Origin of the sequence: Bradyrhizobium genomosp. III (assembly GCF_000261705.1) — a bacterium.
Taxonomy (GTDB): Bacteria; Pseudomonadota; Alphaproteobacteria; order Rhizobiales; family Xanthobacteraceae; genus Bradyrhizobium; species Bradyrhizobium ottawaense.
In genome coordinates, this window is record NZ_AJQF01000283.1 from 12,776 (window position 1) to 39,282 (window position 26,507).

Sequence of the window (26,507 nt, forward strand, 5' to 3'; positions counted from 1 at the left end):
GGTGAAATCAGAACTTGATGACCGACCGCAATCCGACGACGGTCGCATTCTTGAGATGCCTCCCGGCCGATGTCCCGAGGGGATCCGTGGCGCCTCCACCGGGACGGCGGATGAACTGGACATTCGGCTGAATCGTCAGACCGGCTTGAACTTCGTACTGGTAGACGGCCGTCAGGAGCTCTTCTGAAGTCCGCAGCGGCCATCGCAGCCCGGAGGCCGATTGGAAGTCCCGATCAAGTGCCTGCGCGCAACGCGACACATGGGCGTAAGCAGCCGCGATGCCGAACTTGTCGTGGGGACGCGCGTCGGACAGCCCGATGAACTCGAGGCCACCGTCGGCGTAGATATCGATCAGATTGCGATCGGACGGTCCATAGGACCCGCGAGCGAATACGCCGATGCCGCGATCGTCGTCGCGGCCGACGCGAAAGAGCTTCTGTTCGAACACGGCGTAGAGGCCGTAGTCGCCTGCGATGCCGGCAGGCGTTCCCGAACTCGCTGGATCCGCCAGCGAAAGGCCTGTCGTATCGAAGCGCAGGTCCGTGAAGCTGCCGAAATGGCGCCAGCCGCCAAGCTTGAGCTTGCCGTCGAGGCCGGGATCACCCTTCTTCGCGTTCCATTGCAATTGCGCTTCGTAGAGAACGAGAGGCGGATCATTCACGCGGAAATTGACGCCGTAGCGATTGCGTAGCTGCGGGTCGTTGAAGCCCGGGCCAGCCGCATTGCCGTCGAATACGGCGCCCAGCACCGAGAGATTGTCGCTCAAGTCGGCACGCAGGCGTGCTCCCATGGCGGCAAGCGGCGGCGAAGGACCGCCGCTCGGGAGATTGAGCGACAGACCGGCCGGCCAACCGAGAGAGGCGTTCGTGAAGACGTCGGTGTACTTCGACGTCATGAATTCCGTATCGGCGGCAAGCTGTCCCGCCCTGAGCGCGATCTTCTCGCCCCATTTCTTTTCGAACCAGGCCTCATAGAGACGGGTCGTCGGCAGCGCTTCGATTCCGCTGACATCCATGAAATTGAACAACGAACCTCGGGACAGTCCGCCGCCGTCGATCTGAAAGACGTTCGCGTGGAAGGTGACCTGCTTAAGCCCGACCAGCTTCTCGAGGTCGGCATCAAAAGCGAAGTTAATGCGATCCTCGTACACGGCACTCTGTTTTGCGCCTCCGGACGGGTTGCCCAGAACTTCGCCGATGTAAGTGACCGCAAACTTGACGCCCTGTCTCTCGAAGGGATTGGGCAGCAATCCCAGCGTCGTCTCCTGCACGGTACTTTCGCCGGTATCAGGATCGGCGGGCTTGAGGTCGTCGGTCTTCTTGTCCTCTTGAGCGAGTGCGACGCCACAAAGCAGTGATGCCCCAAGCAAAATCAACAGACGACGCATGTGACCCATCCAACCATGACAGCATGATGCAGGTTTTGGACGTGGTTACAACTTTGCAGTCCATGCCGACTTGGTCTGGTGGTCAAAAATGCACACGCCGAACCAATAGGCCTGCACGGACGTTATGAGTTCCGGAATCGGATCCAATGCAGCGAGGAGCGACTAAGTGGCGAGGAGGAAAACGCGCAAGAAGCCGGTCGAGAATAAAGATCAGGACAGCTTCTTGCAGCGCCTGGGGCCCGGCCTCATCACGGGCGCTTCCGACGACGATCCATCCGGTATCGGCACCTACAGCCAGGCTGGCGCTCAGCTAGGATTCGGCATTGGCTGGACCATGCTGATCACCTATCCGCTGATGGCCGCGATCCAGGAGATCTCGGGTCGTATCGGACGCGTCACTGGTCACGGCATCGCCGGAAATGTCTGCCGAAATTTCCCCGCGCCCGTTATCTGGTCCATGATCGTGCTGCTCTTCGTCGCCAACACGATCAACGTCGCCGCCGACCTTGGGGCGATGGGCGATGCGCTCAAGCTTCTGATCGGCGGACCTGGCACCCTTTACGTCGTAGTCTTCGGCGCGGTGTCCGTCATAGCGCAGATTTTCTTCAAGTATGAGCGTTATGTGGCGATCCTGAAATGGCTGACGCTCGTTTTGCTCGCTTATGTCATCGCCCTATTCCTCGCAAAGGTGCCTTGGGGCGAGGCGCTGAAAGGACTCCTAATTCCGAAAATCGAATTTAATGGGCCCTTTCTGACGACTTTAGTCGCGATCCTCGGCACGACGATTTCGCCCTATCTGTTCATCTGGCAGTCCTCCCAGGAAGCCGAGGAGCAGCGGATCGATCCCGACAAGAAGCCGCTCAAGCGCGAGCCCGAGAAGGAGGACGAGGAGGTCAAAAGAATTCGGATTGATACGCTCGTCGGCATGGCAGTGTCGAACGTCATCGCCATCGCGATCATCATGACGACGGCGGCAACGTTGCACGCGTCCGGAAAGACCGACATCGAATCGTCGGCCCAAGCGGCAGAAGCCCTGAGGCCCGTCGCGGGGGCAATGGCCGAGTTGATCTTTGCGCTCGGCATCATCGGAACGGGCCTGCTTGCGATCCCGGTGCTCGCCGGCTCGACAGCATACGCTATCGGAGAAGGTCGCAAGTGGCCGGTCGGCCTGTCGCGAAAGCCGAAGGAGGCGGTTGCGTTCTATGGTGTACTCGCACTATCGGTCGCGCTTGGCGTCGGGCTCAACTTCACGGCGCTTGACCCGATCAAGGCGCTCTATTGGAGTGCCGTCATTAACGGCATACTGGCTGCGCCGATCATGACCGTCATGATGCTGCTGGTCCGGCGGAAATCAGTGATGGGCGATCTCATGGTTTCGGGGCCAGTCTATTGGCTGGGCTGGGTCGCGACCGCGGCTATGTTCATGTGCATCATGGGCATGGCTTGCTCGATGGTGTGGTCGTAATCCCGCACGGAGACGACCGCATCGTGCATCCGGCGTCAGAAAGGGCTGCCAGGCCGTCTTGCGCCCCGGTCAAAGGTCCTGCCGACCTCAGCGAAGGCTGCTGCTGGACTTGTCCCTTCGGGGCTGCATTGGGCTGCCTTTTCTACATCCTGTAACCCGAGAACCTTGGGATCGCCGTCGGTCCTTCAGGCGTGAAGAGCATCAGGTCAGGCGATGACCGAAGCCTTCGACGCAGCGCTTTGCCATACCAGCCGGCGCGCAGACGCTCGCCGTCATTGCTTCTGCAAAATGGTGGAGAGCGCCGTGCCGTCGTTCAAGATCGAGAAAATCTCTCGCGAGGACAGATGCGCGGCGGCCTCCTGAAAAGTATCGCTGGCATCGACCTTGGCGCGCCCGACCACCAGGTTCGCGTCGACCGTGTCAGGCCGGACGGCGCCAGGAGGCGCCAGCTGAGCGACGTGAAAGGCCAGCAACTCGGAGTCTTCGCGCAGCGCCACAAGAGCGGGTTTAATGCTGACATCCGCCGCCGCGCTCAATTCGTTGGCCCGGCGCAAGACCGACGGCGGCTCCCGGTCTTCAGGGGTGGCAAACAGTTCGCCGGAAGCGGGATTGGCCGTCAGCGCACCGATGGGCACGGCGAACAGCAGCCCGACGATCACCGGCGACATCCAGAGCAGAAGCGGCAGCGAAACGGCGTAAGCGCTCGCCGCCATCGCAACGCCGCACAGGGTCGGGACGCCGTATTTCCGATACAGCTCCCGGCGCTCTACCGTACCGTCGTCGCGCCTTTGCGTCTGCCAGCCGGCATCGCGGCCAGCCAGAATCTCGATGACCGCGATAGACTGAAAGATCATCATCACAGGCGCCATCAACGCGGAGACCACTATCTCCGCCAAAACTCCGGCCAAGGTCCGCAAAGCCCCGCCGAATTGGCGTCGCTCCGCGCGCCGTAGCCAGACAAGGACAAGGCTGAGCAGCTTCGGCAGCAGCAGCAGTCCCATCGTGGCGACGAACACCCAGATGGCCAGCACGGGATCCTGGGCCGGCCAGGTCGGAAACAGCGAGAAGCCCTTCGGAAAATACTCCGGACGCACAAAGCGAGCCTGCAGTGAGATTAGCATCCCCAGCAAGAGGAACAGCAGCCAAAGGGGCGCCGTCAGATAGGCTCCGATCCCCACCATGAAATGCAGGCGCGATACCCAGTGGAGACCGCGAGCGGGCACCACTGCGAGATGCTGAAGGTTGCCCTGGCACCACCGCCGATCGCGCGCCGCGAAATCGAGCAGTGAAGGCGGCACCTCTTCGTAGCTTCCCCCGAGCATCGGCAGCATGTAGATGCCCCACCCGGCCCGCCGCATCAGCGCGGCCTCGACGAAGTCGTGGCTGAGGATGTGCCCGCCGAACGGCTTGGGCCCCCGAAGCTGCGGCAGCGCCGCAGCTTCCGCGAACGCCTTCACGCGGATGATCGCGTTGTGGCCCCAGTAGTTGCCTTCCGAGCCGTGCCACCAGGCGACGCCGGCCGCGATCATCGGTCCGTACAGGCGGCCCGCGAATTGCTGGACGCGGCTGAACAGACTTCGCGCATTGACGACCATTGGGAGCGTTTGGACGAGCCCGGCGGTTGGATTGGTCTCGATGGAATGGACTAATTGGACGATGGTCTGCCCGCTCATGAGACTGTCTGCGTCGAGCACGATCATGAAGTCGTACACGGCGCCGAATCGCGTGATCCATTCGGAGATGTTGCCGGCTTTCCGGGCCGTGTTCTCGGCCCGATGACGATAGTACAGGCGTGGCACGCCGACAGCCTGTCGCAGCGCGAGAAGCGCCTTTTCCTCGGCGACCCAGATGTCCGGATCGGTGCTGTCGCTCAGGACGTACCAGTCGAACAACTCCCCGTGCGAGGTCGCCTCCAAGGATTCGATGATCGCACGAAGTCGTGCCGTCAGTCGGTGCGGGTCTTCGTTGTAAGTGGGAAGCAGCATGGCGGTGCGGCTTGCGATCGCAGGCAGTTCCGCGTCCGGCGCGAAGGCGCCCGGGCGATGGGCGAGCAACAGGAAGAAGCCCGCCAGCGCGGAGGCGAATGAAAAGGCGACCCAGGCGAGCAGGATCAGAAAGAGCGCCAGCACCATGGCTTCGAGGACGGTGACGCCGCCGACCTCCAGCACGCGATACATCTCATAACCGCCCGCCCCCGTGAGCGCCGCTGTCGCGAGCAGAATGACGCCGCGTCGCCAGGCCATCGCGGGGCCTACCGCCGCAGGAACGCGGTCGAGGACCCGGCCTTTCCCGAGGTCGCCAGGAGCCATCGAAAGCGGGGACTCGCCAGGCAACAGCCGCTGCGTCGTGATGTCGCCGGCGACCGGGCGGGGCGCCGTGTTCAGGGTGCCCATCGGTAGACCCAGACTTCCGACAAGGGCTTGTCGCCCTCGGTCAGAAACGCCCGCAGCTCGATCGGCTCTCCCTTCACCTGGCACTGGAAGCTCAGCCGCCAGCCGCCGGTGTAGGGATTGGGCTGCGTGACGATGTTCTTCACCTCGGACTTCTCCGCCGTGACCACGCCTTTGACACCCGCCGGATCGATGCCCTTGAGGTTATCGCCGAGCAGATCGAGCACGAACAGGCGTGCGTCCTCGCCCCGCGCCCCTATCCCGCTTCGCGTAAAGCGGGCCAGCGAATGCGGCTTCGGACTATCCGGCCCCCAATGCAGCCGATAGGTGTAGTTGTGTTCGCCCTTGGCCTGCAGCGGGTTCTTCGGCCGCCAGAACGCAGCGATGTTGTCGTGGACCTCCTCTTTGGTCGGGATCTCGAACAGCGTGACGCCGCCCTCGCCCCAATCCCCGATCGGCTCCATCCAGAGACTGGGGCGCTTTTCGAAGCTGGACTCGATGTCCTGGTAGGCGAAGAAGTTTCTCTCCCGCTGCATCAGGCCGAAGCCGCGCGGATTGAGATCCTGAAAGGTGCTGATCTGGAGGTCACGGGGATTGCTGAGCGGCCGCCACAGGCTTTCGCCCTTGCCGTTGAAGATCGCGAGCCCGTCGGAATCGTGAACGGAGGGACGGAAATCATCGATGTCGTTGCGGTCGTTCGGACCGTAGAAAAACATGCTGGTCATGGGCGCGAGCCCGGCGCGCGGCATCTCGACGCGCGGGTAGACCGACATTTCGACGTCGAAGACCGTCGTGTCCCCCGGACGCACGGTAAATCGATAGCTCGCGGCGCAGCTTTTGCTGTCGAGCAGGGCATGGATCACCAACGAGGTCGCGCCCGGCGCCGGCCGCTCCAGCCAGAACGTCTTGAAGAGCGGAAATTCCTCGCCCTTGGCTTCGCCGGTATCGATCGAAAGGCCGCGGGCGGAAAGCCCGTAAGTCTGCCCTTTGGCGACGGCGCGGAAGTAGCTCGCGCCCAGGAAGACGCAGACCTCGTCGTAGTAGTCAGGGCGGTTCATCGGCGCGTGGATGCGGAAGCCGGCGAAGCCGAGATCTGTCTCCTCAAACGCCGGCACCTTCTCGCCGAAGGAAAAGTCTTCCTTGCGGTATTTGATCTCGCTGGCCTTTCCGTCCGCGACTTCGAAGATGTTCACGCGGTTCTTGTAGAAGAAGCCGCGATGGAAGAACTGCGCTTGGAAAGGAAGATTCTTGCCGCGCCAGAGCGCGCGATCGGGCAGGAAGCGGATTGAACGGTACTGATCGTAGTCCAGGTCCTTCAAGCCGCCCGGCAGCTTTTCGTCGGGCGCTTCGTACGGCTTGCTCGCCAACGCACGGGCGAGGTCTCTCACAGAGGAAGGGCTGAACGCGCCCTCCGGCGGTCCAGCTGCGGCGAAGCCGCTCCGCGCAGCGAGCAGCACCGCCGGCAGCAACGCCGACCCTCGAACAAGCTGGCGTCGGTTCACGGGCTCTCCTACTCGCTACTGCTGTCGCGGCAGGCAACGGCCGCCGAGCCTGCGAGTTCCACCGCCCCGCCATCACTGGCAGAGTGTCTGCCACGACAAGAGGGAGTTTTGGCATTGCGGGCGGCGCTGCCTCCAACCTGCAGTCCCGCAAAAAGTGAGAAAGAAAAGAGCCGCGCTGCGGCGGCTAGTTTCAGATCTTGCTTCTTGTGTCTATTTCTTGAGTGCGTCAGCGGCGTCTCTTGCGGCGTCCTTGACGTCTCCCGCAGCGTTGTGGGCGGCTCCTTTGGCCTTATCCATCTTGCCTTCGGCTTGCAGGTCCTTGTCTCCTGTGAGCTTGCCAGCCCCCTCCTTGATCGCGCCTTTCGCCTTGTCGGCGGCGCCCTTCACATGTTCACGGTCCATGATCTTTCCCTTCTCGTCCATGGAGCGAGCACAACGAAACCGACGCGTGGTCGTTCCTGCGCGACGCGAAGCGATTGGCAGCATGACTTGGCTGTAGCGGTGGACAAAGGACGAGATTGCTTCTTTCCTGCCAGATCCTGCACGGAAAGTGTCAGCCATGCAGTCGCAAGTTTTGATCAATTTTGGCGGAAATCTTCTGGAATGCACACGTTGACGAAGCGGCGGGACCTAGATGGAGAATAGCCATGCGATACTTGTCTGCGGCATTGCTTCTCGCACTTCCAATCATGCCGATAGCTACTAAAGCCCAGCAAACAGGGCCGACGTTGCAATCCGGAGCAGCTCAAAACGTGCAGACCGAAGCTGATAAGGGTATCAAAACCCGTAATTCCGGCGAATCGGGCTATGTCGGCAACCAGGACCGGCCCGGCGCGGCTTCTCATGCGCCGGGGGAGACAACCAACACAGTCGGGACGACAACAGGTAGCAGTGCGTCTGGCAATCAATCACACATCAATAGCTCGCAGGCGGACTACGACGCCTCTTTGAAGGACGGCTCTGCGCCGAAGAAATAGCGTCGAGGTCGCCTAAGAAAGGACCGGCTGCGATCAGACTGAAGCCCGCCAGAACACTAGGGGGCTTCTTTTTTGCGCGAGGCCTTTGGCTGTTTAGGAGATGCGGGCGTTTGCATGAACATGAAGGCCCGCTTGGCGCGGATATGCCCGCTGCGGAGCTCAGAGTGGGCATGTGAGAAGATCGCTACAGCAAATCTGCGGCTTCCTAAGTTACCTCCATCAATGGGCGATCGTGCCACGTTGAACGATCCCAATCGTTCCTAGAAGTTCGGCCGCATTCAGATCAGCTGCCACTGAGAGCGCGTCGATCGGTAATCGACCCTGCCGTGAACTGGGTGAGGGCAGCAGCCGCACTTACATCAGCGTCCAGATCCGTCCATAGTGCGACGGGATATCAAGATCTACTCGCCGGAATGAAAGTACGTTCCTCAGGTCGAGAGCGCCGCCATGCAGCTCTTCGACGTAGTCACCCCCCATCGGAAACCAGAACGGGACAGTCCGGCCGGTGTCGCTGAAATTGATTGCGACCAACGTGTACTGGGTGGCTGCATAGCGCGCGAACAGCAGGACTCCGAACTGCTGATAGCGATCCCAATCGTTGAAGAAGAAGTACGTGCCCTGACGAATGTGGTCGCGTCGCCGCCTGATCCGCAGCAGCCTGCGGATCAGGCTCACGATGGGTCGGCCGGACTCATCGTAGAAGAAATCCCATCGCATCGGCCGCAGCAGGGAGACGCGGCCCATTCCAAAGTCGGGCAGAAAGTAGTTCTCGGCAAATTCCTCGCCTTGCCAGAGCATCGGAATGCCTTTGCTCATCAGCAGGCCGATCAAATAGGGCTGCAGCATGTACCAGAGTGTCCGGTCGCCCTCGGCGAACAGCGGATTGACGGCTTCGTCGGGATTGGAGGTCCCGAAATTGCAAAGGAAGCGTTCGTGATCGTGGTTCTCGACGTATTGAAGTGCAGTTTTGGGGATCTCGTCACCATTGAGCGTCTCCCGGTCGGGGTAGCCGAAGAGGCCCAGCTGCAGACCCAGGTCGGCCAGCCGGCCGCGATCCCCATGGGCAACCGCGCGCGCAGCGCCGTAGGTGCCGTTCTGCCACGTGCAGTTGGAATAGGTCGAGCGCAGCACTTCCTCGGGGGCTTCGAGCTGTTCGGCCATTTGCACCAGCGTCAGCGGCTTGCCTGCTCCTGCGTCGAAGCGGCTCCAGTAAGGTCGACCCGACGCGATGTTCGCCTTGGTCAGTTGGTGCGTTTCATAGACGAGGCTCGCATAACCCACGCCCATGGGCCCGTCCCAGTAGTTCGGGACGCAGTCGTAGCGGAAGCCGTCGACGTGATAGACCTCGAGCCAATGGTGATTGGCCGTGAAAAAGAAGTCGCGCGTGATCTCCCGATTGAAGTCCGTGCTCTTCCCGAAATTGCTGAAGTAGTCTTTGGCAAACGGCCCCATGAACGGATTGTCGCGGTACCGCAGCCGCGTGTAGGCGTCGTAGTACGGGAAATCCACGCCCGTATGGCCATAGACGACGTCCACGATCACTGCGATCCCGTGCTGATGGCAAATGTCGACCAATTGCTGGAAATCCAACCGATTGCCGAAGCGCTCGTCGACGCCGAAATAGCCGATCGGCAGATAGCCCCAGTCGACCGAGTTGCCGACGTTGGACAGCGGCATGATCTCGATGGCGTTGATACCGAGGTCAGCTAGGTAGGCCGCGAAGCCGCGGGCCCGATTGAGGTCGCTGCCGAACTCGGCGATGTTCACCTCATAGAGGATCAGATCTGCCAGCGCCGGCGTCCGCCATTGCGCCTCGCCCGCACTCCAGACGTAGGGCTCATAGCCCAGGGTGAAGGCGGATTGCTTGCCGACACCGAACTCGCGTGCGAAGGGATCGATGATCCAGTCGAGCGTGCCTACGCTCGGATTCGTGATCGTGTAGCGATAGACGTAGCGGCCCGGATTGCCCCAAGCTGAGCCCGGCACTGCGGGCAGCGTGCCGGCGATGGGTTCGGTGGCCGACCAGAAGTCCCCATACGGCGGACGAACACTGTGCGTAAGCTGGAACTCTCGAGCCGGAAAGGCCTGGAGAAACTGATCTGCCTCATGGATGATCTTCACGGTGACGACGTCGCCGTCGGCCGCCGACACCCAGGGGAGCCACAGTCCGAACGTCACCGTTCCGTGTGTTTCGACGGCGCCCAATGATCCGAGTGGCATCAAGTTCATGCCACAGCGCCTTCCAGCGGCTTCCACTGGATGTTGCGAAAGAGCACTCGGCCCGTATGTGTCTGCAGGCCGATGAACCGCGGGTCCTGCGCGGTGGACGGCAGACCGCGGCGCGGAGACTGCGGATCGCCGGCGAAATGGAAGATGTTTACCGTCTGCCCGTTCAGCACGACGGTGATGTCCGCACCATCGACGGTGATTTCATAGCTGTTCCATTCTCCGACAGGATGGACAGTCAGCGGACCGTCGGTCGGCCCCTTGAAGGAGTAGACTGCACCTGTCCTGTGGACCGGTGCCCTGTCCGGTCGGGCCAATTCGTCGATCTGAATTTCGAAGCCGAAGTTGACGCCGACATAGGCCGTGTTGTCGTAACCTTCGTTTCGAGGGTCGGGGAAGCCGATGAAGACACCCGAATTGTCGTCGGGCGCGGTCAACATCCATTGCAGCCGCAGAACGTAGCGAGGAGGCGTGGGGCGCTTCAGCCAGAGGAGCCCAAGGTCCGTTCCCGTTCGCGTCTCGAGCACACCGCGCCGAACCCGGAACGAGCCAGGGTCGTTCCGACCGGGCTGGTTGCTGATCGTCGACATTGTCCAGTCACCAAGAGTATTACCGTCGAATAGCGTCTCGAAGCCCGCATCGGCCACGACAGGTGGCGGCGCCATGATCAAGTCGCCCGTGCGGCGCGACAGCGCGATCCCGGTCAGCATGGGGTTGGGAGAGCCGATGCTCGGGAACAGCGCGGGGCCTGCCGCATAGAGGTTTTCAGTGTGATGGAAGCGTCCGTTGCCATCGGTGACGCTCGCGGCCGGGTCGGTGCCCATCCAAAGCGTCCCGGCTTCATGATGCGTCGTCCCGAGCCCGTCCTGGTTGCTTTGGAGCACCTGCATCGGCTGCCCGTTGGCGAAGGTGGCGGCCACCTTCTGCATTGCCGCATCCATAGCGGCCCAAAGATCGCAATCTCGCTGTGTCGGTGTTAGCGCAATCGATGCACGACGAACCCCGTATTCGTCGGTGCGCGCGCTCAAATCGACCCGGCTTGGATGAGCGGCGGGATCGGCCGGGTCGGCCGGCTCCATCTCTCCGAGGCCCCTGATTGCAATTGCGATATGCGTATCGGTCGAAGTCCGCAGTTGGTCGTAGAAGTCGACGTCCGGCACCTTGCGATAGAGTTCGTCCTCGCCGCCTACGGTATTGCCGCCGCCGCTCGCAGCAATCTGAAGGTGAAAGTGACCGATCAGGTCACCATTTGGGCGCGTCGCCCGGCCCTTCACGAACATGGCCGCGGTCTGCAATTCGTTCACCGCCGACGAAAGCCCGGGAATCGCCGAGCGCGGCACGCGGATAACGAGGTTCGAGCGAAGGTGAGCGATCAGGTTCTTGCCGATGAGCGGCAGGGTTGGAAGTCCGGTGGCATCGAACGACGCCAGAGCGAGCCGCGCGTTCTCGATCGTGCCGAGCGCCATGATGACGGCGCCGCCCGGAGCCAGGTCAATCGGGCCGCGGCTCGTCTCGACGCCGGAGATGCGCCATGTCCCTGCCGCGGTCGGCACGGTGCGCAGTGTCAGCACATGCGTATCGGGCAGCACCATGAATTCCTTGACGGAATCATTGCCGTTGGAATCGCTCGCCGCGGTTCGCGCCGCCTTCATGAGCAGCGGAACGACGCTGAACTTGTTGAGCGGGAAGAACCCCGCATGTGGCGGGCGCGCCTGTACGGCAAGCGGCGCTTCGAGCTTTAGCATGTTCAGGAGGTCGTTTTGCGAAAGCCCGCCACTCGACGACAGACCGAGCAACTGTGCGGGGTCCGCGCCGGGCTTCAGCAGCGGCGAGGGCGGGAGCGCGTCGAGCGTAATCGCCCCAGGCACGCTGGACAAATTATCGAAGAGCTGACGACGAAGCGCGTTCTGCAGTTCGCCGAAAATGAAGTCGTTCGCCTCGTCGACACCGATCTGCCGCGAACTCTCGTCGAAATAGCGGCTGTTCAGATCGGCTACGGTATTTGCCGGCCAACCCGACATCTCCTCGTCCAGAAGACGAGGCGACCAACCGCCCCAATAGAGTGATCGGCCTCCGAGTGTATACGCCAGTCCCTTGAAGGGAATGGTCGATTTCCAAGGAATGCCCCAAACCTCGTTGCGTGGCGGCTCCGGCTGCGGCAAGTTTTCGTCCAGAAAGAATGGATTGGCCGGATCGCCGAACCCCTGGATCCCCGTGTTCTGAACGTGCTCAGGAACGGTGAACAGCCCGGCGTCTACGACCAGTGTCCGCAATCCGCCGCCACTCTGCTTCTGTCGGAACCACAGATGCTCGGCGATAGCCGAGCCGAACGTACCGCCTCCCACGATGATGAAATCGAATGGTCGCCCGCCTGTGGATTTCCACGCATCAACCTCGGCCAGGTTGTTGCAGAGGTAGCGGCCCTGGATGTCTTTGGTGAACGAGGTCCTTTCGGTGGTGATCGCCATTGCCCGCTCCTGGTGCAATCCTCGAACTCGCCTTCCTGTTAGGGCACGATCTCCTTCAATCTAAAATGAGCTAGTTCACAGATTGCTCTCACTTCTAGCGTTGCAGCGGGAGGGGCCTCGCTGGCGATTGGGTCAGGTTCCAATCTAGGATACTGGAGCCGCTCCATATCCAGGTCAGAACTCCAGCCTGTCGCGGATGGCGTCGATGCCGTCCCTCGCGCACGCTTCGTCAGCGTCGCCCCCGGAGCTCCGGAGACACCTACCGCTGCGACCAGCGAGCCGGTGGCTTCGACCACCAGTCCCCTTCCTATGATGACTACTCCAGGAAGATGGCGAATGCCCGCCTGCATCATGCCGGGTTGACTGATCGCATTGAGCTCAGTCGTACTGGTCCTGAACGACGCGGCCGTCCAAGCCTGCCTGCCGCCGTTGGTGGCATGTGAGGACCTGCAAAGCGATCACGCAGCATCACTTGCGTCACGCCGAAACGATCGACCACGGCGACTGCGACTTGGAATCCCCGGGAGCGGCAGCTATTCAACGCGGCGCGTGCAAGATCGAATGCCAACTCTGGAGCTAGTGATTTGTAGGCGACCAAGTTTTCTTCTGCCCGCAGCGGGCAGACGGAAGCGATCACCAAGGCAGTCGCGACCATCAGGGGTCGAGTGTTCATGGTTATCTCCGGCAACGGGACAGGGACCTATTTGACCTCACCATACGTCAGATCATCAAACAGGGTCACGCTATCCGCCTTGGTCCACAGGCCGATCATGCCCGATTGGGAGATCGTGGCGTCCTCCACATCGAACAACTGCCGTCCGTCGTACGTCACCCTGAACCGCGTTCCTGTGAAATCGCAGCGCAACACGTGCCACTGGCCGGAGGCCACGGGCGCTTTCATGCCATATCCGCCCTTGCGACCTGCGATATCCAGAGACGTTCGAACGCCGTTGAGCGTCTTGTAGAGCACGACATTGTCCTCCAAAGCGTTTGCCCGGACGACGTAGTAGTTGTCGGCATCCTTCGCGCGCCAGATGAGTCCCGCAGCGCGATCCTCGGAGCCGGCGACCGCCTTGAATTTCACCTCGACGAAGCCGTCGCGGATGTCGGTACCCATTTTGAGCGCCACTGGGAAAGTCGCCCTGCCGGATTGCTTGAGGACGTTCGGCTTGCTCGGCGCCGTGTGGTCTGGCTCAACGGTCCAGTTCGCCTCTCCTCGGCCAGTCATCGTAAGGATCCAACCTTCAGGCGACGTTCCCGCGGGAGCGTCATCGAAATTCACGGTCTGAGCCATGGCGGACGCTCCCATCAACGAGATCGACATGAACGCTAGGGCGAGCAGCGGCTTGGCCCGGTAGGACATCGGATCGCCTCCTTTGCGATCTACGCCTTAGTTCTTCGTGCTCGCCGTCTTGTCCAGGGCAGCGCGCAAACCTTCGGCAAGCCGGATCGCGTCGTCATTCGCCCAAAAGTGCATGAAGAACAGCCTCGGCTGCTCATCGAGCATGTGACTGTGTAGCGCCGTCACCTCGATGCTGTGTGTCCGCAGCGCCACGATGACGGGGTTGACCTCGTCGGCCGTCAGCACGAAGTCGCCCGTGATGGCGGCCTTTCCGCCCCCGGTCGGCTGGAAATTGATGCCGATCGCCACGCCCATCGGGCCGACGGGCGTCAACGGCGTGCCGTCTTGCGTGATCGGGTCGCGCCGCTTCACGGTGAACTGGTAGACTCCGCCGTTTGCTTGGCCTTTAACGCCGATGATCTGGTCGAGCTTCGCCGTATCGAGGTCCACGGCAGGCGGCGGGCTTGCGGGGGCCGCGATGGTCAGCGGCGTCGTGCTCTCAGCCAGCGCATCATGGATCGCCGAGGCCAGCTTGAGGGGGTCGCCGTGGCCGGCCACGTGCATGTAGAACGTCGCCGGGCTCGCGCGCAGCAGATGATTGTGCACGGCTGTGATTTCGAGACCGCTCGCGACCGTCTTCGCCATCACAGGGTTAATTTCGGTCTCAAGAAGCACAAGGTCCCCCATGACCATGGCGCCACCGTGCCCAGGTTTGAAGGCGACCCATCCGCCAAGCGCCAGTGAAGGCTTGATCGTCACGCCGTCCAGGGTCACCGAAAGGTCGCTACGTGGAAAGCCGTAGCGGTGGACGTCATCGGAGACCGCGGCCTTCCGGCCGAGGGTCTCGTCGACCTTTTGCCAATCGATCGATTGCGCGCGTGCCATGTAGACAAAGGGCAAGTAGGCGAGAGCGAGGCCGGTCACTGCCAGGGACAAGATTTTGCGTTTCATCATGCGCGTCCTCCATCTCAGTTTCGCTCCTTGATCTGGCCGCTGCTGTCGACGACGAGGGTCACCGGCTTGCCGTCCTTCACAGCCTTGGCGGTGATGCCCTCGGCGGTTGATTTGACGTCGGTCACCTGCGAGTACCCGGCCGCCTGGATCTTGGCGACAAACTCGTCTTGGGTCAGGGCGCGGGCAGGCGAGAGTCCCGCTGCAAGCGCCACGAATATCGCTACCTGATAGATCGTCGAAGTTCGCATGTCTGATCTCCTGGTTGTCCCAGCCCCAGAAGTAGTCCCGCATCCGGCCTCACCTGACCTTGTTGGCCGGCCCATCGTGCGATCCCCTGATCGTGTCGCGGCAACATCGGTCGTGTAGGAGAAGACCTGGGTTCACCCGCTCGATGCGCGAAACGCCGCGCGAAGCCGCGAGCCGGCCCAGCGCGGCGCGACCGCCGAGCCTACCGATCGAGAAAGTTTGTCGGGTGAAAGGTAGGTGTACAATGCTGACATGCTGCGCCCTTGGTGATCAGGACGCGATTCTTGAGCATGACGCCTCGCGGGGAGATCGCATATCCCCGTCACGCGACTAAAAACTCACTCGGCGAGGCTGTCAACCCGCGATCGCTCGGGCGCGTGAAACCGACCGTCACGAAAATTTCACCGCCGTCCGGAGCGGAAAGGCCTCACCGCCGGGTCAACGCGCCGGCCACGGAAAACCGCCGCTTGAAGGATCCACGCGATCTCACGTAGAGTGCCGGGGCGGGATCAAGCAGACTCCCGGCGAGACTTCGGTCCAAGCTCTGCGCAGCACGCAACACGTGGAGCTCGCGCATGGACACCGAAAAACACTCCTCCGCCCGACGCACGGTAGCCATCCTCTCGCGAGGAGACGCCGCCGCGCGTCGAGATGCCACCCCGAAAAGCGGCCGCTTCGTCGACGTATTCGATGCGCTTGCCGCCGTCGGCATCGAGGGGCGCCCCGTGATCTACGACGAGAGTTTTGCGGAGGCCGCCCGCGAAGAACTGCTCGCGTTTGACGGCGTACTCGTCTGGGTCAACCCCATCCAAGACGGCCGCAACCGCGCCGGTCTCGACGCCCTGCTGCGCGACGTCGCCGCGCAAGGAGTTTGGGTGAGCGCCCACCCGGACGTCATCCTCAAGATGGGCACCAAGGAGGTCCTCTATCGCACCCGCTCCATGGGCTGGGGAGGCGACATGGCGCTGTACCAAACCGCCGCTGCGATGCGCGCCGAGCTGCCGTCGCGGCTCGCCTCCGGCCCACGCGTGATCAAGCGCAACCGAGGCAACGGTGGCCAAGGCGTCTGGAAGGTCGAGAAGCTGGCGACCTCATCCATGATCAGGGTGCTGGAAGCGACCAAAGACACGCCGGAGGAACTGACGCTGGACGATTTTCTCCGCCGCTGTGCGGAGTATTTCGAGAACGGCAGCGTGGTCGACCAGGCGTTCCAGCCCCGGTTAGATGAGGGCGTCGTGCGTTGCTACATGGCCGGCGACCGCTGCGCCGGCTTCGGTCACCACAAGGTCAAAGCTTTGGTGGAGTCGCCGGCCGCGCGCGCCGCGGCCGGGCCGCGGCTCTACACGTCCAACGCCGACCCGCGCTTCCAGCGGCTGCGTCGGCTGATGGAAGACGAGTGGACGCTGCAGCTAACCTCGCTGCTGGATATCGCGCCAAGCGACCTGCCGGCGATCTGGGACGCCGACTTCATGCTCGGCCCCGTCCAGCCTGATGGGAGCGACAGCTACGTGCTCGGCGAGATCAATGTCAGCTCGGTGCATCCGTACCCGGCAGAGGCGCCGTCGGAGATCGCCCGACGGGTCGCCGACCGGCTAAAGCTCAAGCTTTGACGCATGCTGACGGTCAGCGGGCTCAAGCGCCTGCACATCTCCGTGTCATTCGATCTGCAGGACGGCGAATGCGTCGTCCTGCAGGGACCATCCGGCGTCGGGAAGACCTTGCTGCTTCGCTCGATCGCGGACCTCGACCCCAACGAAGGGGCGGTCAAGCTTGACGGAACGCCGCGGGAGGCGGTGTTCGCGCCCGCCTGGCGAAAGCAAGTGACTTATCTCGCCGCCGAGCCCGGCTGGTGGTCCGACATCGTGCAGGAGCACTTCACGGCCTGGGATGATGCACTACCGCTGGTCATGCGTCTTGGCCTTCCGGGCGACTGCGGACCTTGGCCGGTTCAGAGACTTTCGACGGGCGAGAGACAGCGATTGGGGCTTGTGCGGGGGCTGATGCTGCGGTCGCGCGTCCTGCTGCTGGATGAGCCGACTTCGGCGCTCGACTCTGCATCCGCCGCCACCGTCGAGGCATTGATTGCCGAACGTGTCGCGCATGGAACGAGCGTCATCTGGAGCACCCACGATGACGCTCAAGCGCGACGTGTCGGATCAAGGATTTTCGCGATGGGCCCTGACGGCGGCATCAAGGAAAGCCGGCCGTGACGTACATTCAGCTTTCGTACGGCGATCTGGTCCTACCCGCGCTCCTTGTTGTCATGGATGGCGTCCTCTCTCTTGTTCTCCGCCTCAAGCTCGAGAAGCAACTGGCCATCGCGACCGTCCGGATGGTGGTTCAGCTCGTCCTCGTCGGATACGTGCTGACGTTCCTGTTTGCCGCGGTCTCGCCGCTCTGGACCGCACTCGCCGCCTTCGTCATGGTTCTCTTCGCCTCGCGGGAGATCGTCGCGCGGCAGAAGCGACGCCTGAGGGGGGTCTGGAAGTACGGTCTGGGAGCGACATGCACGCTAGTCGCCGCCGGCACCGTCACGATATTCGCGCTCCTCACGGAGCTACGCCCCGATCCTTGGTATCACCCGCGCTATGCGCTGCCTCTGCTGGGCATGATGCTGGGCAACACCATGACCGGAATAAGCCTTGGCCTGGACGTGCTGACGAACAGCTTGGTGCGCGAACGGGCCGCCGTAGAAGCTTGTCTGGCGCTAGGCGGCGGCCGACACCAAGCAATGCTGCCGATCATACGGGACGCCTTGAGAAGTGGGTTCATGCCGATCGTGAACAGCATGGCGGCGATCGGCCTCGTTTCTTTGCCCGGGATGATGACCGGCCAGATCCTTGCCGGCGTCGAGCCGGTCGATGCGGTCAAATATCAATTGCTGATCATGTTCCTGATCGCCGGTGGCACCGGCCTGGGAACGCTGGCGGCCGTCCTGGGAGGCGCTCGCCTGCTTACCGACCATAGACACCGGCTACGTCTCGATCGCATAGAGGCCGGGAAGTCCGGATAGAGCAACGGTCAGGGCGTCCGGCGACCTCAAGCGTCTCGAAATCGTCCGAGATTGACGGCCGAAATGGCCGTCGCGGTGGTACACAGCGGTGGTCACAAAATTCGGCCGGGCTTTTCGGGAATCCTTGTTTTTCGGCTGTTTTTGCGCAATCGCGGCATCGGGGATGGGAGTCCCACTCTCTCCGCCAATGGGTTTGATCAACAAGTTGATTTGTCTGTATTAATTTTTTTATGGGGATTTTAGCCCCACATTCCACCTCACAAATGTTTTATGCTTGGAGGTCTGCAATTTAAAACTTTGTTGGTGACTAGCTGCAACTTCACGATCGAAATGGCATGATTGTTGTCAGCTTGCCAACCTGCAGCGTCATCGAGGGTCCAATGAGCTTCCTCACCATTCAAAATGCGTGCTGTCAGGTCGGCGGGTTGCGCCAATCGATTCCGGACAACAGATAGCTCATCTGCGCCGCCGAGATCGTCACAGCTTCACCGGCAACGGATGGCCATATAAACTTTCCTCTCTCCAGCCTCTTGGTGAACAGGCATGCCCCCTGGCCATCGTGCCAGATCACCTTCACAAGATCGCTGCGGCGCCCCCGGAAGACGAACAAATGACCGCTGAGCGGGTCCTTGCGCAGCACCTCCTGCACTTGGAGAGCCAACGACGGAAAGCCTCGGCGCATGTCCGTGTAGCCTGTCGCGAGCCACACTCGCGCGCCAGTCGGAATCAGGATCATCGGCGGGCCAAAGCATCGAGAATGCGACGTAGCGCGTCTCCATCAACGTCGCCATCGACCCGGATGCGATGCCCACTACCAAGGTCGATCTCGATGATGCCTTGGCTCTTCCGCCGACGCGCCGTCGTCGTCAACGGCGCTTCGGCCACCTCCTGCGGTGACGCAGACGGCCCAATCTCGACCGGAACAAACGGAGCTATGCTCGCTTCGCCGTGTCTGCAAAGCTCCTTGCGCCCCCTGAACAGCTGGCTCACATGAAGCCCGGCCACGCGAGCTACCTCGGAAACATTGGCGCCGGGCTCGAGCGACGCCGCAACAAGCCGCTCCTTCTCGTCTTGCGACCACCGGCGCCGCCGCTCGACCGATGTGATCACCTCCGCCCTCGAATTCGTCATAGCGCTTCTCCTAGGATTACCCCTAGGACCTGCAGCGATCGCGCCCGTCAAACAAGGCGGCCCTCAATGGAGGGATACTTGCCTCCCACTTGTCCAGAATCTTCACCTGCAAGGGGGAAACGTCTGCTCTCGGCCGTCGGAAGCGGACACCCTCGGGTTCTTGGCTAACGTAAGCCACGGGTCACAAGCAGACTTCGCCAGATCGATCCATCTGACGGCGACGCAGGCACCCATTCACTTTTGCGGAAGTCCTGCCTTGCGCAAACCATCGGCGATCCGCACCCGCTGAGCGAGGCAGGTCGGATGATCCGAGGGCGAACTGGCGTGGAATTCGGCGATGCTGAAACCAGGGTCGAGAACGAGGCCCGCCTGCAACGACGCCTGCGCTTCCTCGATCCGCCCGAGATGCGCCAGCGCCGCCGCCAGATAGAAGTGAACGAATGCCGCGACATTCCGGTTGTTCTCGATTGATCGCTTGAACCAGTTGACCGCAGCTTCATCGGCGGCAAGATATGACTGCGCGACGCCCGCGGTATTCATCCAGCTGGACGCCCGGCTGTCTCGAGGAGACAGCCGAAACGCATTCATGATGCAGGCTTCGGTTTCCTCAGCCCGGCCGAGATAGCACTTGCCAAGTCCAATCCACGCGTGAGCGGCGGCCAGATTTCGATCCAGCGCCAAGGCGCGCTCGCATTCGGCGATACCCTGGGCGGCGCGCTTGGAGAAAATCTGGGTCACACCCACGATGCAATGCGCCATCGCATGATCTGGCGTGTGTGCCAGAATCTCGGCCAGGGACGCCTCGACCGCCAACAGGCGCGCGGTTCGGTCGCTGGTCATCATGGACGTGGCCCGCATGGCATCGACGAATGCCATCCCAACCTTGGCCTCAACGTTGCCGGCATCCAGGCAGAGGGCCCGTTCGAAGAATTTGCGCGCTTGTGACAGGATGGCGGGAGCTCCTCCCCGGTTCACACTGGCCATGCCCTGGAAATACAGATCCATCGAATCGGGATGTGGCGCCCGCGCCGCCCGGCGGGCCTCGGCAGTGACCAATTCCGTTCCGAGCTGGCCCGCAAGGCGCGCACCGATTTCATCTTGCATGTCGAAAATATCGGCGATCGGTTTGTCGAATCGCTCAGCCCATAGATGATTGCCGGATTCGGCATCGATGAGCTGGACGTTGATGCGCATGCGGCCACCACCAAGTTGCACGGAACCTTCAAGAACATAACGAACGCCAAGTTCGCGACCCACCTGCTTCAGATCAACATGCTTTCCCTTGTAGGTGAAAGCAGTGTTGGGACCGATCACGAAAATGCCGGCCATGCGTGATAAATCCGTCGTCAGGCTCTCAGTCACGCCGTCGACAAAATATTCCTGGTCGGGATCAGGGCTCAGATTGGCGAACGGCAGAACAACAAGTGAGGGTTTGTCAGGGACGGCGAAGGCAGGTCTCGGCGAGCCGCTCGCGATGGTCGCGCTCGCCGGATCGGGCATTTCACGTACCGTGCCGACGAAACGGAAGCCCTTGCGCGGAAGGGTCTTGATGAGACGTTGCTCATCGCCGGAGTCACCAACGGCCTTCCGCGCTGCATTCAGGCGTGTGGTCAGAGCCACTTCCGAGACAGCGCGGCCTTCCCAGATGGTGCGTATGAGGTCGTCCTTGCTGACGACGCGCTCACGATTGTCGATCAAATAGCCGAGCAAGTCGAACACTTGCGGCGCGATGGCGATTACATCCGACCCGAGACGTAGCTCGCGCCGATCGGTATCGAATGAAAAATCTTCAAAGAAATAGCGCACGCCACTTCCCCGTAACTGCGACATCGATGTTCTTACACCCGAGTGCAAGAATAAGCTGACGGTAAAGAAAAAGTAAGCCGGAAACCAAGCCAGCCCCATCCCCGCCGTGGTACATGAAAACGTAGAGCGGGGGCCGAGGCATCAAACCGCGGTGAGGAGACAGTTGATGATCACACGTCGTGATTTGTTGACCGTGGCGACGGCTGGCGTCGCGTTCTCCGCCGCGAACATTGCGCAGCAGGCCACCGCACAACAGCTGCCAAGAACCGCACATATATTGTCGGGTTTCACGCCCGGGCTGCAGGACGCCCTGGCAAGGGTCGTTGCCGGCCAGATGAAAGATTATGCTGAAACGATTGTAGTTGAGACCCGGCCGGGTGCAGGCGGTCGTGTCGCGGTGGAGGCGGTGAAAACGGCCGACGCCGACGGATCGGTCATGCTGCTCGCGCCGCTTGGATTCATGATGTTCTTTCCGCACGTCTACAAGTCGCTCAGATACCAGCCGCAGGATTTCACCCCGGTCTCGACCATTGCCTCGACCCCGACATTGCTGACGATCGGTCCGAAGGTGCCAGGCGAAGTGAAGACCCTTACAGATTTCGTCGCTTGGTGCCGCGCCAATCCGAAACAGGCCACCTACGGCACGCCGGGTGCCGGGACCACTCTGCATTTCCTTGGTGCGATGCTGGGGCGCACTGCCGGCTTCGATTATCTTCACGTACCCTATCAGGGCAATGGCGCGATTCAGGATTTGCTCAAAGGCGAGATCGCGTCGGCGATCATGCCGGTCGGCAGCTCGCTCGGCCTCGTCCAATCCGGCGATATTCGGGCCTTGGCCACCACCGGCCCGCGCCGCAGCCCGTTCGTTCCCGCGGTACCGACGGTGGGGGAAGCCGGCTATCCGTCGCTAGAGGACCTCACATGGTATGGGTTCTTCGTTCCCGCGAAGACACCGGCCAACATCGTTGAAAAGCTCAATACCGCCATCCAAGCGGCGCTACGCACCGATGAGGTCAAGTCCGGCATGGAAAAATTGGCGGTCGAGCCCGACGCGATCGCTATGGGAGACTTTTCGCGACTGATTACATCCGAATCCGATCGGTGGAAGGCGATCGTACAGGCAACCGGCTTCGTCCCGACCGATTGATCTAGGAGATTGGACCGGCGGAAGTTTCGATTTTAGGAACCATCGGGGGAACACATGAGCCAATCAGAATCTATTCATGATCTCGTGCAGGCGCATCGCATCACGGCGGTGATCTATGTGGCGGCGAAGCTCAATCTCGCCGAGGCCATCGGCGAAGATGCGAAATCGGCCGCCGAGCTCTCCGGGCTGGTATCCACGGACGAGCGCGCGCTACGCAGACTACTCGTTGGCATGACAACCGTCGGCCTCTGCAAGCAAGTGGACCGGGACCGATTTTCCCTGACCGATCTTGGGCGGCAGCTCGACGGCAGCGCCGATCAATCTTTCAAGGACTGGGCTCTGTTTGAGGGCGAGATGCTCGTGCAATCCTGGAGCGGACTAATCGATTCGGTTCGCACCGGAAAAAGCGCGACCCAGCTCTGGGGAGAAGGCGACGACCGCTATGCCGCGGCAGGCAATTCGCCGGAATGGATCGCTCGGTTTAACGCCGCGATGGTTAATCTCACGCGGACTGTGGCTCCTAGGATCGTTGAGGCCTTCGACTTCTCGACCGCGCGTGTCGTCCTTGATGTGGGTGGGGGCACCGGCGAACTGCTCGGCGGCGTGCTGCGCCACCACCCCGGTCTTGAAGGGATCGCCTTTGACCTTGCACGCTGCGAGGAAGCAGCACGGGCACATTTCGACCGTCTGGGTATCGCAAATCGCTGCCGCTTCGTCGCCGGCAACTTCTTCGAAACGGTGCCATGCGGCGCCGACACAATCTTATTGAAGAGCATCATCCATAATTGGAAGGACGATCGTTGCAGGATCATCCTACGCAATTGCCGGGATGCACTTCCATCCGGCGGCAAGCTGATCATTGTCGAACGGATCATGCCGGAGGTTGCCGTGGCCGACCCTGAACACCGTTCGCGCGCTATGAGCGATCTCAATATGTTGCGGGGAACCGGCGGCGTCGAACGAACGGAATCCGAATACTGCACTCTGATTGAGTCTGCCGGCTTCGTTTTTGCCAAAACGTCCAGTGTCGGTGCGTTCAGCCTTATCCAGTTTGAGAAGGTCGCCAGCTGATCTCGGATAATTTAAGGGCATCGCAAGGCCGATTTCTCCGTTTGGAGGGAAACAATGTCACGCAGAATATCGCGACGACAATTTGCGGCAGCGACCGCCATGTCATCTGTTGCCTTCTTCGCGGCGCCTCATGTGCGCAGTGCTTACGCCGCCGGCAAACTATCGATAGGTCTCTGGGATCATTTCGTGCCTGAGGCCAACAAGGCGTCGGGCGATCTCATCAAGGAATGGGCTGCGAAGGAAAAAGTCGAGGTCCAGATCGATTACATTACAACCCAGGGCAACAAGCTCTTGCTGACCATCGCCGCCGAAGCGCAAGCGAGAGCTGGCCACGACATTCTCGCGATGTCGACGTGGCGGCCTCACACGCATGCCGAGCAGCTCGAGCCGGTCAACGATATCATGGAGCCGATCGTCAAGCAGAACGGCGAAGTTAACAGCGTCGTGCAGTATCTCGGCCAAGTGAACGGCGGATGGATGGCCGTTCCGGCCACGGCTGGTAGCCAAATCCAGGCTTCATGCTCTCGCATCGACCTAATGAAAAAATATGCCGGCATTGACGTGCAGGACATGTATCCGGCCGGAGGAGCACCGAGAGCCGACAATTGGACAACAGAAACCTTCCTGAAAGCAGCAGAAGCCTGTCACAAGGGAGGATTTCCCTTTGGAATCGGATTGGGAGAGACGATCGATAGCGTCGCTGCTGCCGGCGCATTCTTCCACTCATTCGGCGCACAGCTGGTCGACGCCTTTGGTAAGATCACAGTCAGGACCGACGAAGTGCGTCAAGCTCTGGAATTTTACAGGAAGTTGATCGGGCTTTTGCCTCCCGATGTAGCAGCGTGGGACGATGCATCCAATAATAAATGGCTCATCTCCGGCCGAGGAGCGCTGATCATGAATGCGCCCAGTGCCTGGGCGGTGGCGAAGCGAGATGCTCCACAGATCGCCGCGCAATGCTGGACCCACGGCTTCCCGGCGGGTCCGAAAGGCCGCTTCGCGCCGTACCTGCCCTTCTTCTGGGCGATATGGAAATTTACTAGAAACAAGGAAGCCGCCAAGAGCCTCCTCGTTCATCTCTCACAGCCGTCATCGATTGAGAGAATGGTGGTTGCAAGTGGAGGCTATGATCTTCCAGCCTACGAGAAGTTCACGACGTTGAAGATTTGGGCGGAAGCAGAGCCCCCCAAGGGCACCCTTTATCACTACCCAAATCCCTACAAACATCAGAAACTCTCCGTCGTGGCTTCGCCGGCTCCGCCGAAGATTGCGTCGCAGATCAATGTCCAGGCGACGTTAACCAAGATGTGTCTCCGTTACGCACAAGGCGAAGCGATGGAGAGGGTTCTCGCTTGGGCGGAAGGCGAGTGCGAGGGCTTCATGCGGACCTGAAAAGAGAGGGCATGCAATTACCGGCCTACAGCGCGGTCCTGCTGCCTGACGGCGTAGCGCCTATACTTTGGACGGGACTGCGTGCCGCCGCTCGCTACGGAAAATCGAGGTGCGGCGGCGACAAAGCCGAGGAGGACAGCGGACACCGTAAGGACAATCGTCGGGGAAGAGTGGCTGATCATCTTGGTATGCCCTCGTCCGGGAACAAGCGGCGCGCGCCGGTCATTCGACATCGCCGATGAGTCGCCCGGCGATCCATTCCCCAGGAATCTCCTGCTAGGCCTTTAGCAGCCGGCTGTTCGCAGGCGTTTTAAGAATTTGCTTCAATATTGATTGAGTCTGCTGCGGGTCAAACTGCGACTTCAGCCCTGTTTCAGGGCTGATCCGGTGTACGCGGGATAGCAGACGCTGCCGGAGTTCGCGTGAAGGTCAGCAGCGGGGCCACTATCAGACGGTTCGGACGGGCTTGTAAATCAGCCCTTGGGCTGAATTCTTCCTACAGTAGTGCCATGGCAGCCTTCCCTGCGTCGTGCGGAACGCCGATTGACATACCCGCCTCGGTAGGGGGTCACTGACATTCCCTGCGCAGTTGACCGCGTGCGCCAGCCAACTCGCGGCCGGCGGCGGCGCTGCTATTCTTGCCCGATTTCATTTGTTCGATCTGTCTGTCGATGATGTATCTCTCGATCTGCTCGCACTGCTCCTTCGACCGCTTGTTCGCGTGCGTGCCGCTGTTCGAGGGAGTCGCCTTTGGCGCCGGGCCGGTCGTCCCGTTGAGCCTGGCCGCCGACTGACGGAGACGGTTGTTTCCGGCCACGGTGGCGTTGTCCGCGGCGGTCTGGGCCTCGTTTGGCATCTTGGCGCTGCGGAAGCGCTCCCTCGCCACGGAGAAAGCGCCTTCCGCTGCGGACCAGTCGCGGCGCTTGGCGGCAGCCAGGCCGGCCTGAAAGGATCTGCGCGCCTCCCTAGCGTCGGCCTCCGCTGCGGGATCCGCAGCCGGGCGGCCGGCGGCGGGCTTCGCGGGTGCCACGGCTGCAGCTGCGGGCGGCGCGGCCGACGGCGTGCGGTCGACGCCGAAAACGCCGGCGGCGACGTTCGAAGCGCCGCCGATATCGCGCGACCGCGCACTGGCCGGTACCGGCCCGAGCGGGTCGCGACGGCAGTGCCTACCGACATCGTCCGGCCGTCGGGCGCCAATGTGTAGTTCCAGGTCCCGACGGAATTGGTGTAGATGAAGACGTTGCCGTCGCAGGTCCAAGTGTGCTCACCCTTGACGCAGAAGGCGTGGTCTTCGCACGTCGCGCGGCCGTCGGCCGTCACTGTGGAGTTGTTGCCGCCAGTGTGGGTCCATCGGCCGACGAACTTGCCGGCGCAGCTGGCTGGCGGGGCGGCGGCTACCGGGGCGATCGAGGCGAGAAGCAACGCGGCCGCTGGTCGCCAGGATGGCCATGTCGCGTTTGAGGTCCTCCATGACGGCGAAGCCATCCGGATAGCTCACCAGGATCTTGAGGACCGTCACCTGGAAGTTCACGCCCCCTCCGGATCAATCAGCGCCACATCGTGGGTGCACGGGACAGCGCGTCGTGGCCGACCCGCCTGAGCCCATCGGGCGAAACCTCGCCTCTGGTGGCGGCCTCCAGGATTTTCGAAGCGACGTGAGTCCGGCTCCAATCTCGCGGTGCGAAACGCTTTCGCAGACTTCATCGAGGCGCGCAAAAGCGCGGTAGTTTCCGTGTCGAACATGAGGTTCCCCCCAAAAGGGAAAACCCCATCCTAGCCGCGTTTGCCGGCTTGGGGATTCAGGCATATTAAGCTTTGCGGAAAATGGCTCGGAATTCTAGCGAAGGCTGGGATGGGCCGAATGTCAGGCCAGTCAACTTCGGCTTCGATATTCATTGAGGACATCGAGCCAGCTGCATGTCGAGGACCGCCAGTGATCCCAAACAAGACACTGATGCGTCGCTTCGAGGCCACTTCGGCTCCCCCGCGC

22 protein-coding genes and 2 pseudogenes are annotated in these 26,507 nt (G+C 61.6%); 8 read left to right on the top strand and 16 right to left on the bottom strand.

Annotated elements, in window-relative coordinates:
* Positions 1-7: 7 nt before the first annotated feature.
* On the bottom strand, positions 8-1,387 hold the full coding sequence (locus tag IC66_RS0124055) for a carbohydrate porin (protein WP_049806620.1): 1,380 nt from the start codon (positions 1,385-1,387) through the stop codon (positions 8-10).
* A gap of 166 nt (positions 1,388-1,553) precedes the next feature.
* Between IC66_RS0124055 and IC66_RS0124060 the strand changes: the two genes are divergently transcribed.
* Positions 1,554-2,852, top strand: a complete 1,299-nt coding sequence (locus tag IC66_RS0124060) for an Nramp family divalent metal transporter (RefSeq protein WP_038949333.1) — start codon at positions 1,554-1,556, stop codon at positions 2,850-2,852.
* Between the two features lie 272 nt (positions 2,853-3,124).
* Here IC66_RS0124060 and mdoH read toward each other — a convergent pair whose 3' ends face one another.
* The 3 genes from mdoH to IC66_RS49250 form a co-directional block, all read right to left on the bottom strand.
* On the bottom strand, positions 3,125-5,245 hold the full coding sequence (gene mdoH / locus IC66_RS0124065) for a glucans biosynthesis glucosyltransferase MdoH (protein ID WP_038949334.1): 2,121 nt from the start codon (positions 5,243-5,245) through the stop codon (positions 3,125-3,127).
* Positions 5,233-6,744: a glucan biosynthesis protein G gene (locus tag IC66_RS0124070; RefSeq protein WP_038949335.1), complete on the bottom strand. Its 1,512-nt coding sequence runs from the start codon at positions 6,742-6,744 to the stop codon at positions 5,233-5,235. The genes mdoH and IC66_RS0124070 overlap by 13 nt, the downstream gene beginning before the upstream one ends.
* A gap of 210 nt (positions 6,745-6,954) precedes the next feature.
* Complete coding sequence (locus IC66_RS49250) at positions 6,955-7,305, bottom strand: CsbD family protein (protein ID WP_376708916.1); 351 nt, start codon at positions 7,303-7,305, stop codon at positions 6,955-6,957.
* A gap of 86 nt (positions 7,306-7,391) precedes the next feature.
* On the opposite strand from IC66_RS49250, the gene IC66_RS46420 reads away from it, so the two are divergent.
* Positions 7,392-7,721 carry a hypothetical protein gene (locus IC66_RS46420; protein ID WP_157158083.1) on the top strand — a complete coding sequence of 110 codons (330 nt, stop codon included), beginning with the start codon at positions 7,392-7,394 and terminating at the stop codon, positions 7,719-7,721.
* Positions 7,722-8,075: 354 nt separating this feature from the next.
* Here the strand turns inward: IC66_RS46420 and IC66_RS0124080 are convergent, their stop codons facing one another.
* The 6 genes and pseudogenes from IC66_RS0124080 to IC66_RS47180 all read right to left on the bottom strand — a co-directional run bounded on the left by IC66_RS0124080 (position 8,076) and on the right by IC66_RS47180 (position 14,959).
* A complete protein-coding gene (locus tag IC66_RS0124080) occupies positions 8,076-9,950 on the bottom strand; it encodes an alpha-amylase family glycosyl hydrolase (RefSeq protein WP_038949337.1) in 1,875 nt (624 codons plus the stop codon).
* Entirely contained in the window at positions 9,947-12,415 is a 2,469-nt protein-coding gene (locus IC66_RS0124085) for a family 16 glycoside hydrolase (RefSeq protein ID WP_049806621.1), read from the bottom strand. Before IC66_RS0124085 ends, IC66_RS0124080 begins: the two co-directional genes overlap by 4 nt.
* 174 nt (positions 12,416-12,589) lie before the next feature.
* A pseudogene (locus IC66_RS43605) lies at positions 12,590-13,088 on the bottom strand (GlcG/HbpS family heme-binding protein).
* Positions 13,089-13,115: 27 nt separating this feature from the next.
* Positions 13,116-13,778 (bottom strand): hypothetical protein, encoded by a 663-nt coding sequence (locus IC66_RS0124090; RefSeq protein WP_038949339.1) that lies wholly within the window; start codon positions 13,776-13,778, stop codon positions 13,116-13,118.
* Between the two features lie 27 nt (positions 13,779-13,805).
* The gene (locus tag IC66_RS0124095; protein ID WP_038949340.1) at positions 13,806-14,708 is read right to left on the bottom strand and encodes a DUF1259 domain-containing protein; all 903 of its coding nucleotides are present in this window, start codon (positions 14,706-14,708) and stop codon (positions 13,806-13,808) included.
* Between the two features lie 17 nt (positions 14,709-14,725).
* On the bottom strand, positions 14,726-14,959 hold the full coding sequence (locus IC66_RS47180) for a PepSY domain-containing protein (RefSeq protein WP_038949341.1): 234 nt from the start codon (positions 14,957-14,959) through the stop codon (positions 14,726-14,728).
* Positions 14,960-15,532: 573 nt separating this feature from the next.
* On the opposite strand from IC66_RS47180, the gene IC66_RS0124105 reads away from it, so the two are divergent.
* Genes IC66_RS0124105 through IC66_RS0124115 form a run of 3 tightly spaced genes read left to right on the top strand, consistent with a single transcriptional unit; the run spans position 15,533 to position 17,970 of the window.
* Positions 15,533-16,567, top strand: coding sequence for a Cj0069 family protein (locus IC66_RS0124105; RefSeq protein ID WP_038949342.1), 1,035 nt, complete (start codon positions 15,533-15,535; stop codon positions 16,565-16,567).
* Positions 16,568-16,570: 3 nt separating this feature from the next.
* Positions 16,571-17,167 (top strand): ABC transporter ATP-binding protein, encoded by a 597-nt coding sequence (locus IC66_RS0124110; protein WP_038949343.1) that lies wholly within the window; start codon positions 16,571-16,573, stop codon positions 17,165-17,167.
* Positions 17,164-17,970 (top strand): ABC transporter permease, encoded by an 807-nt coding sequence (locus IC66_RS0124115; RefSeq protein ID WP_038949344.1) that lies wholly within the window; start codon positions 17,164-17,166, stop codon positions 17,968-17,970. The genes IC66_RS0124110 and IC66_RS0124115 overlap by 4 nt, the downstream gene beginning before the upstream one ends.
* Positions 17,971-18,382: 412 nt before the next feature.
* Here the strand turns inward: IC66_RS0124115 and tnpB are convergent, their stop codons facing one another.
* From tnpB to IC66_RS0124130, 3 genes are all read right to left on the bottom strand, one after another.
* A complete protein-coding gene (gene tnpB / locus IC66_RS0124120; RefSeq protein ID WP_038949345.1) occupies positions 18,383-18,706 on the bottom strand; it encodes an IS66 family insertion sequence element accessory protein TnpB in 324 nt (107 codons plus the stop codon).
* Complete coding sequence (tnpA, locus tag IC66_RS0124125) at positions 18,703-19,101, bottom strand: IS66-like element accessory protein TnpA (RefSeq protein ID WP_038949347.1); 399 nt, start codon at positions 19,099-19,101, stop codon at positions 18,703-18,705. The genes tnpB and tnpA overlap by 4 nt, the downstream gene beginning before the upstream one ends.
* A gap of 234 nt (positions 19,102-19,335) precedes the next feature.
* On the bottom strand, positions 19,336-20,907 hold the full coding sequence (locus IC66_RS0124130; protein ID WP_038949348.1) for a winged helix-turn-helix domain-containing tetratricopeptide repeat protein: 1,572 nt from the start codon (positions 20,905-20,907) through the stop codon (positions 19,336-19,338).
* A 166-nt stretch (positions 20,908-21,073) separates the two neighbouring features.
* On the opposite strand from IC66_RS0124130, the gene IC66_RS0124135 reads away from it, so the two are divergent.
* The 3 genes from IC66_RS0124135 to IC66_RS0124145 are packed head-to-tail and all read left to right on the top strand — an operon-like array spanning position 21,074 to position 24,517.
* A complete protein-coding gene (locus tag IC66_RS0124135) occupies positions 21,074-22,054 on the top strand; it encodes a Bug family tripartite tricarboxylate transporter substrate binding protein (protein WP_038949349.1) in 981 nt (326 codons plus the stop codon).
* 54 nt (positions 22,055-22,108) lie between these two features.
* Positions 22,109-23,125, top strand: a complete 1,017-nt coding sequence (locus IC66_RS0124140) for a methyltransferase (protein ID WP_038949351.1) — start codon at positions 22,109-22,111, stop codon at positions 23,123-23,125.
* A gap of 54 nt (positions 23,126-23,179) precedes the next feature.
* Positions 23,180-24,517, top strand: a complete 1,338-nt coding sequence (locus IC66_RS0124145; RefSeq protein WP_038949352.1) for an ABC transporter substrate-binding protein — start codon at positions 23,180-23,182, stop codon at positions 24,515-24,517.
* A gap of 568 nt (positions 24,518-25,085) precedes the next feature.
* Here the strand turns inward: IC66_RS0124145 and IC66_RS0124150 are convergent.
* The 3 genes and pseudogenes from IC66_RS0124150 to IC66_RS48440 all read right to left on the bottom strand — a co-directional run bounded on the left by IC66_RS0124150 (position 25,086) and on the right by IC66_RS48440 (position 26,260).
* Positions 25,086-25,775 carry a hypothetical protein gene (locus IC66_RS0124150; protein ID WP_157158084.1) on the bottom strand — a complete coding sequence of 230 codons (690 nt, stop codon included), beginning with the start codon at positions 25,773-25,775 and terminating at the stop codon, positions 25,086-25,088.
* Positions 25,776-25,781: 6 nt separating this feature from the next.
* Positions 25,782-26,048, bottom strand: coding sequence for a hypothetical protein (locus tag IC66_RS46425; protein WP_083859335.1), 267 nt, complete (start codon positions 26,046-26,048; stop codon positions 25,782-25,784).
* Positions 26,049-26,064: 16 nt separating this feature from the next.
* Positions 26,065-26,260, bottom strand: a pseudogene (locus tag IC66_RS48440) (hypothetical protein).
* Positions 26,261-26,507: the final 247 nt, after the last annotated feature.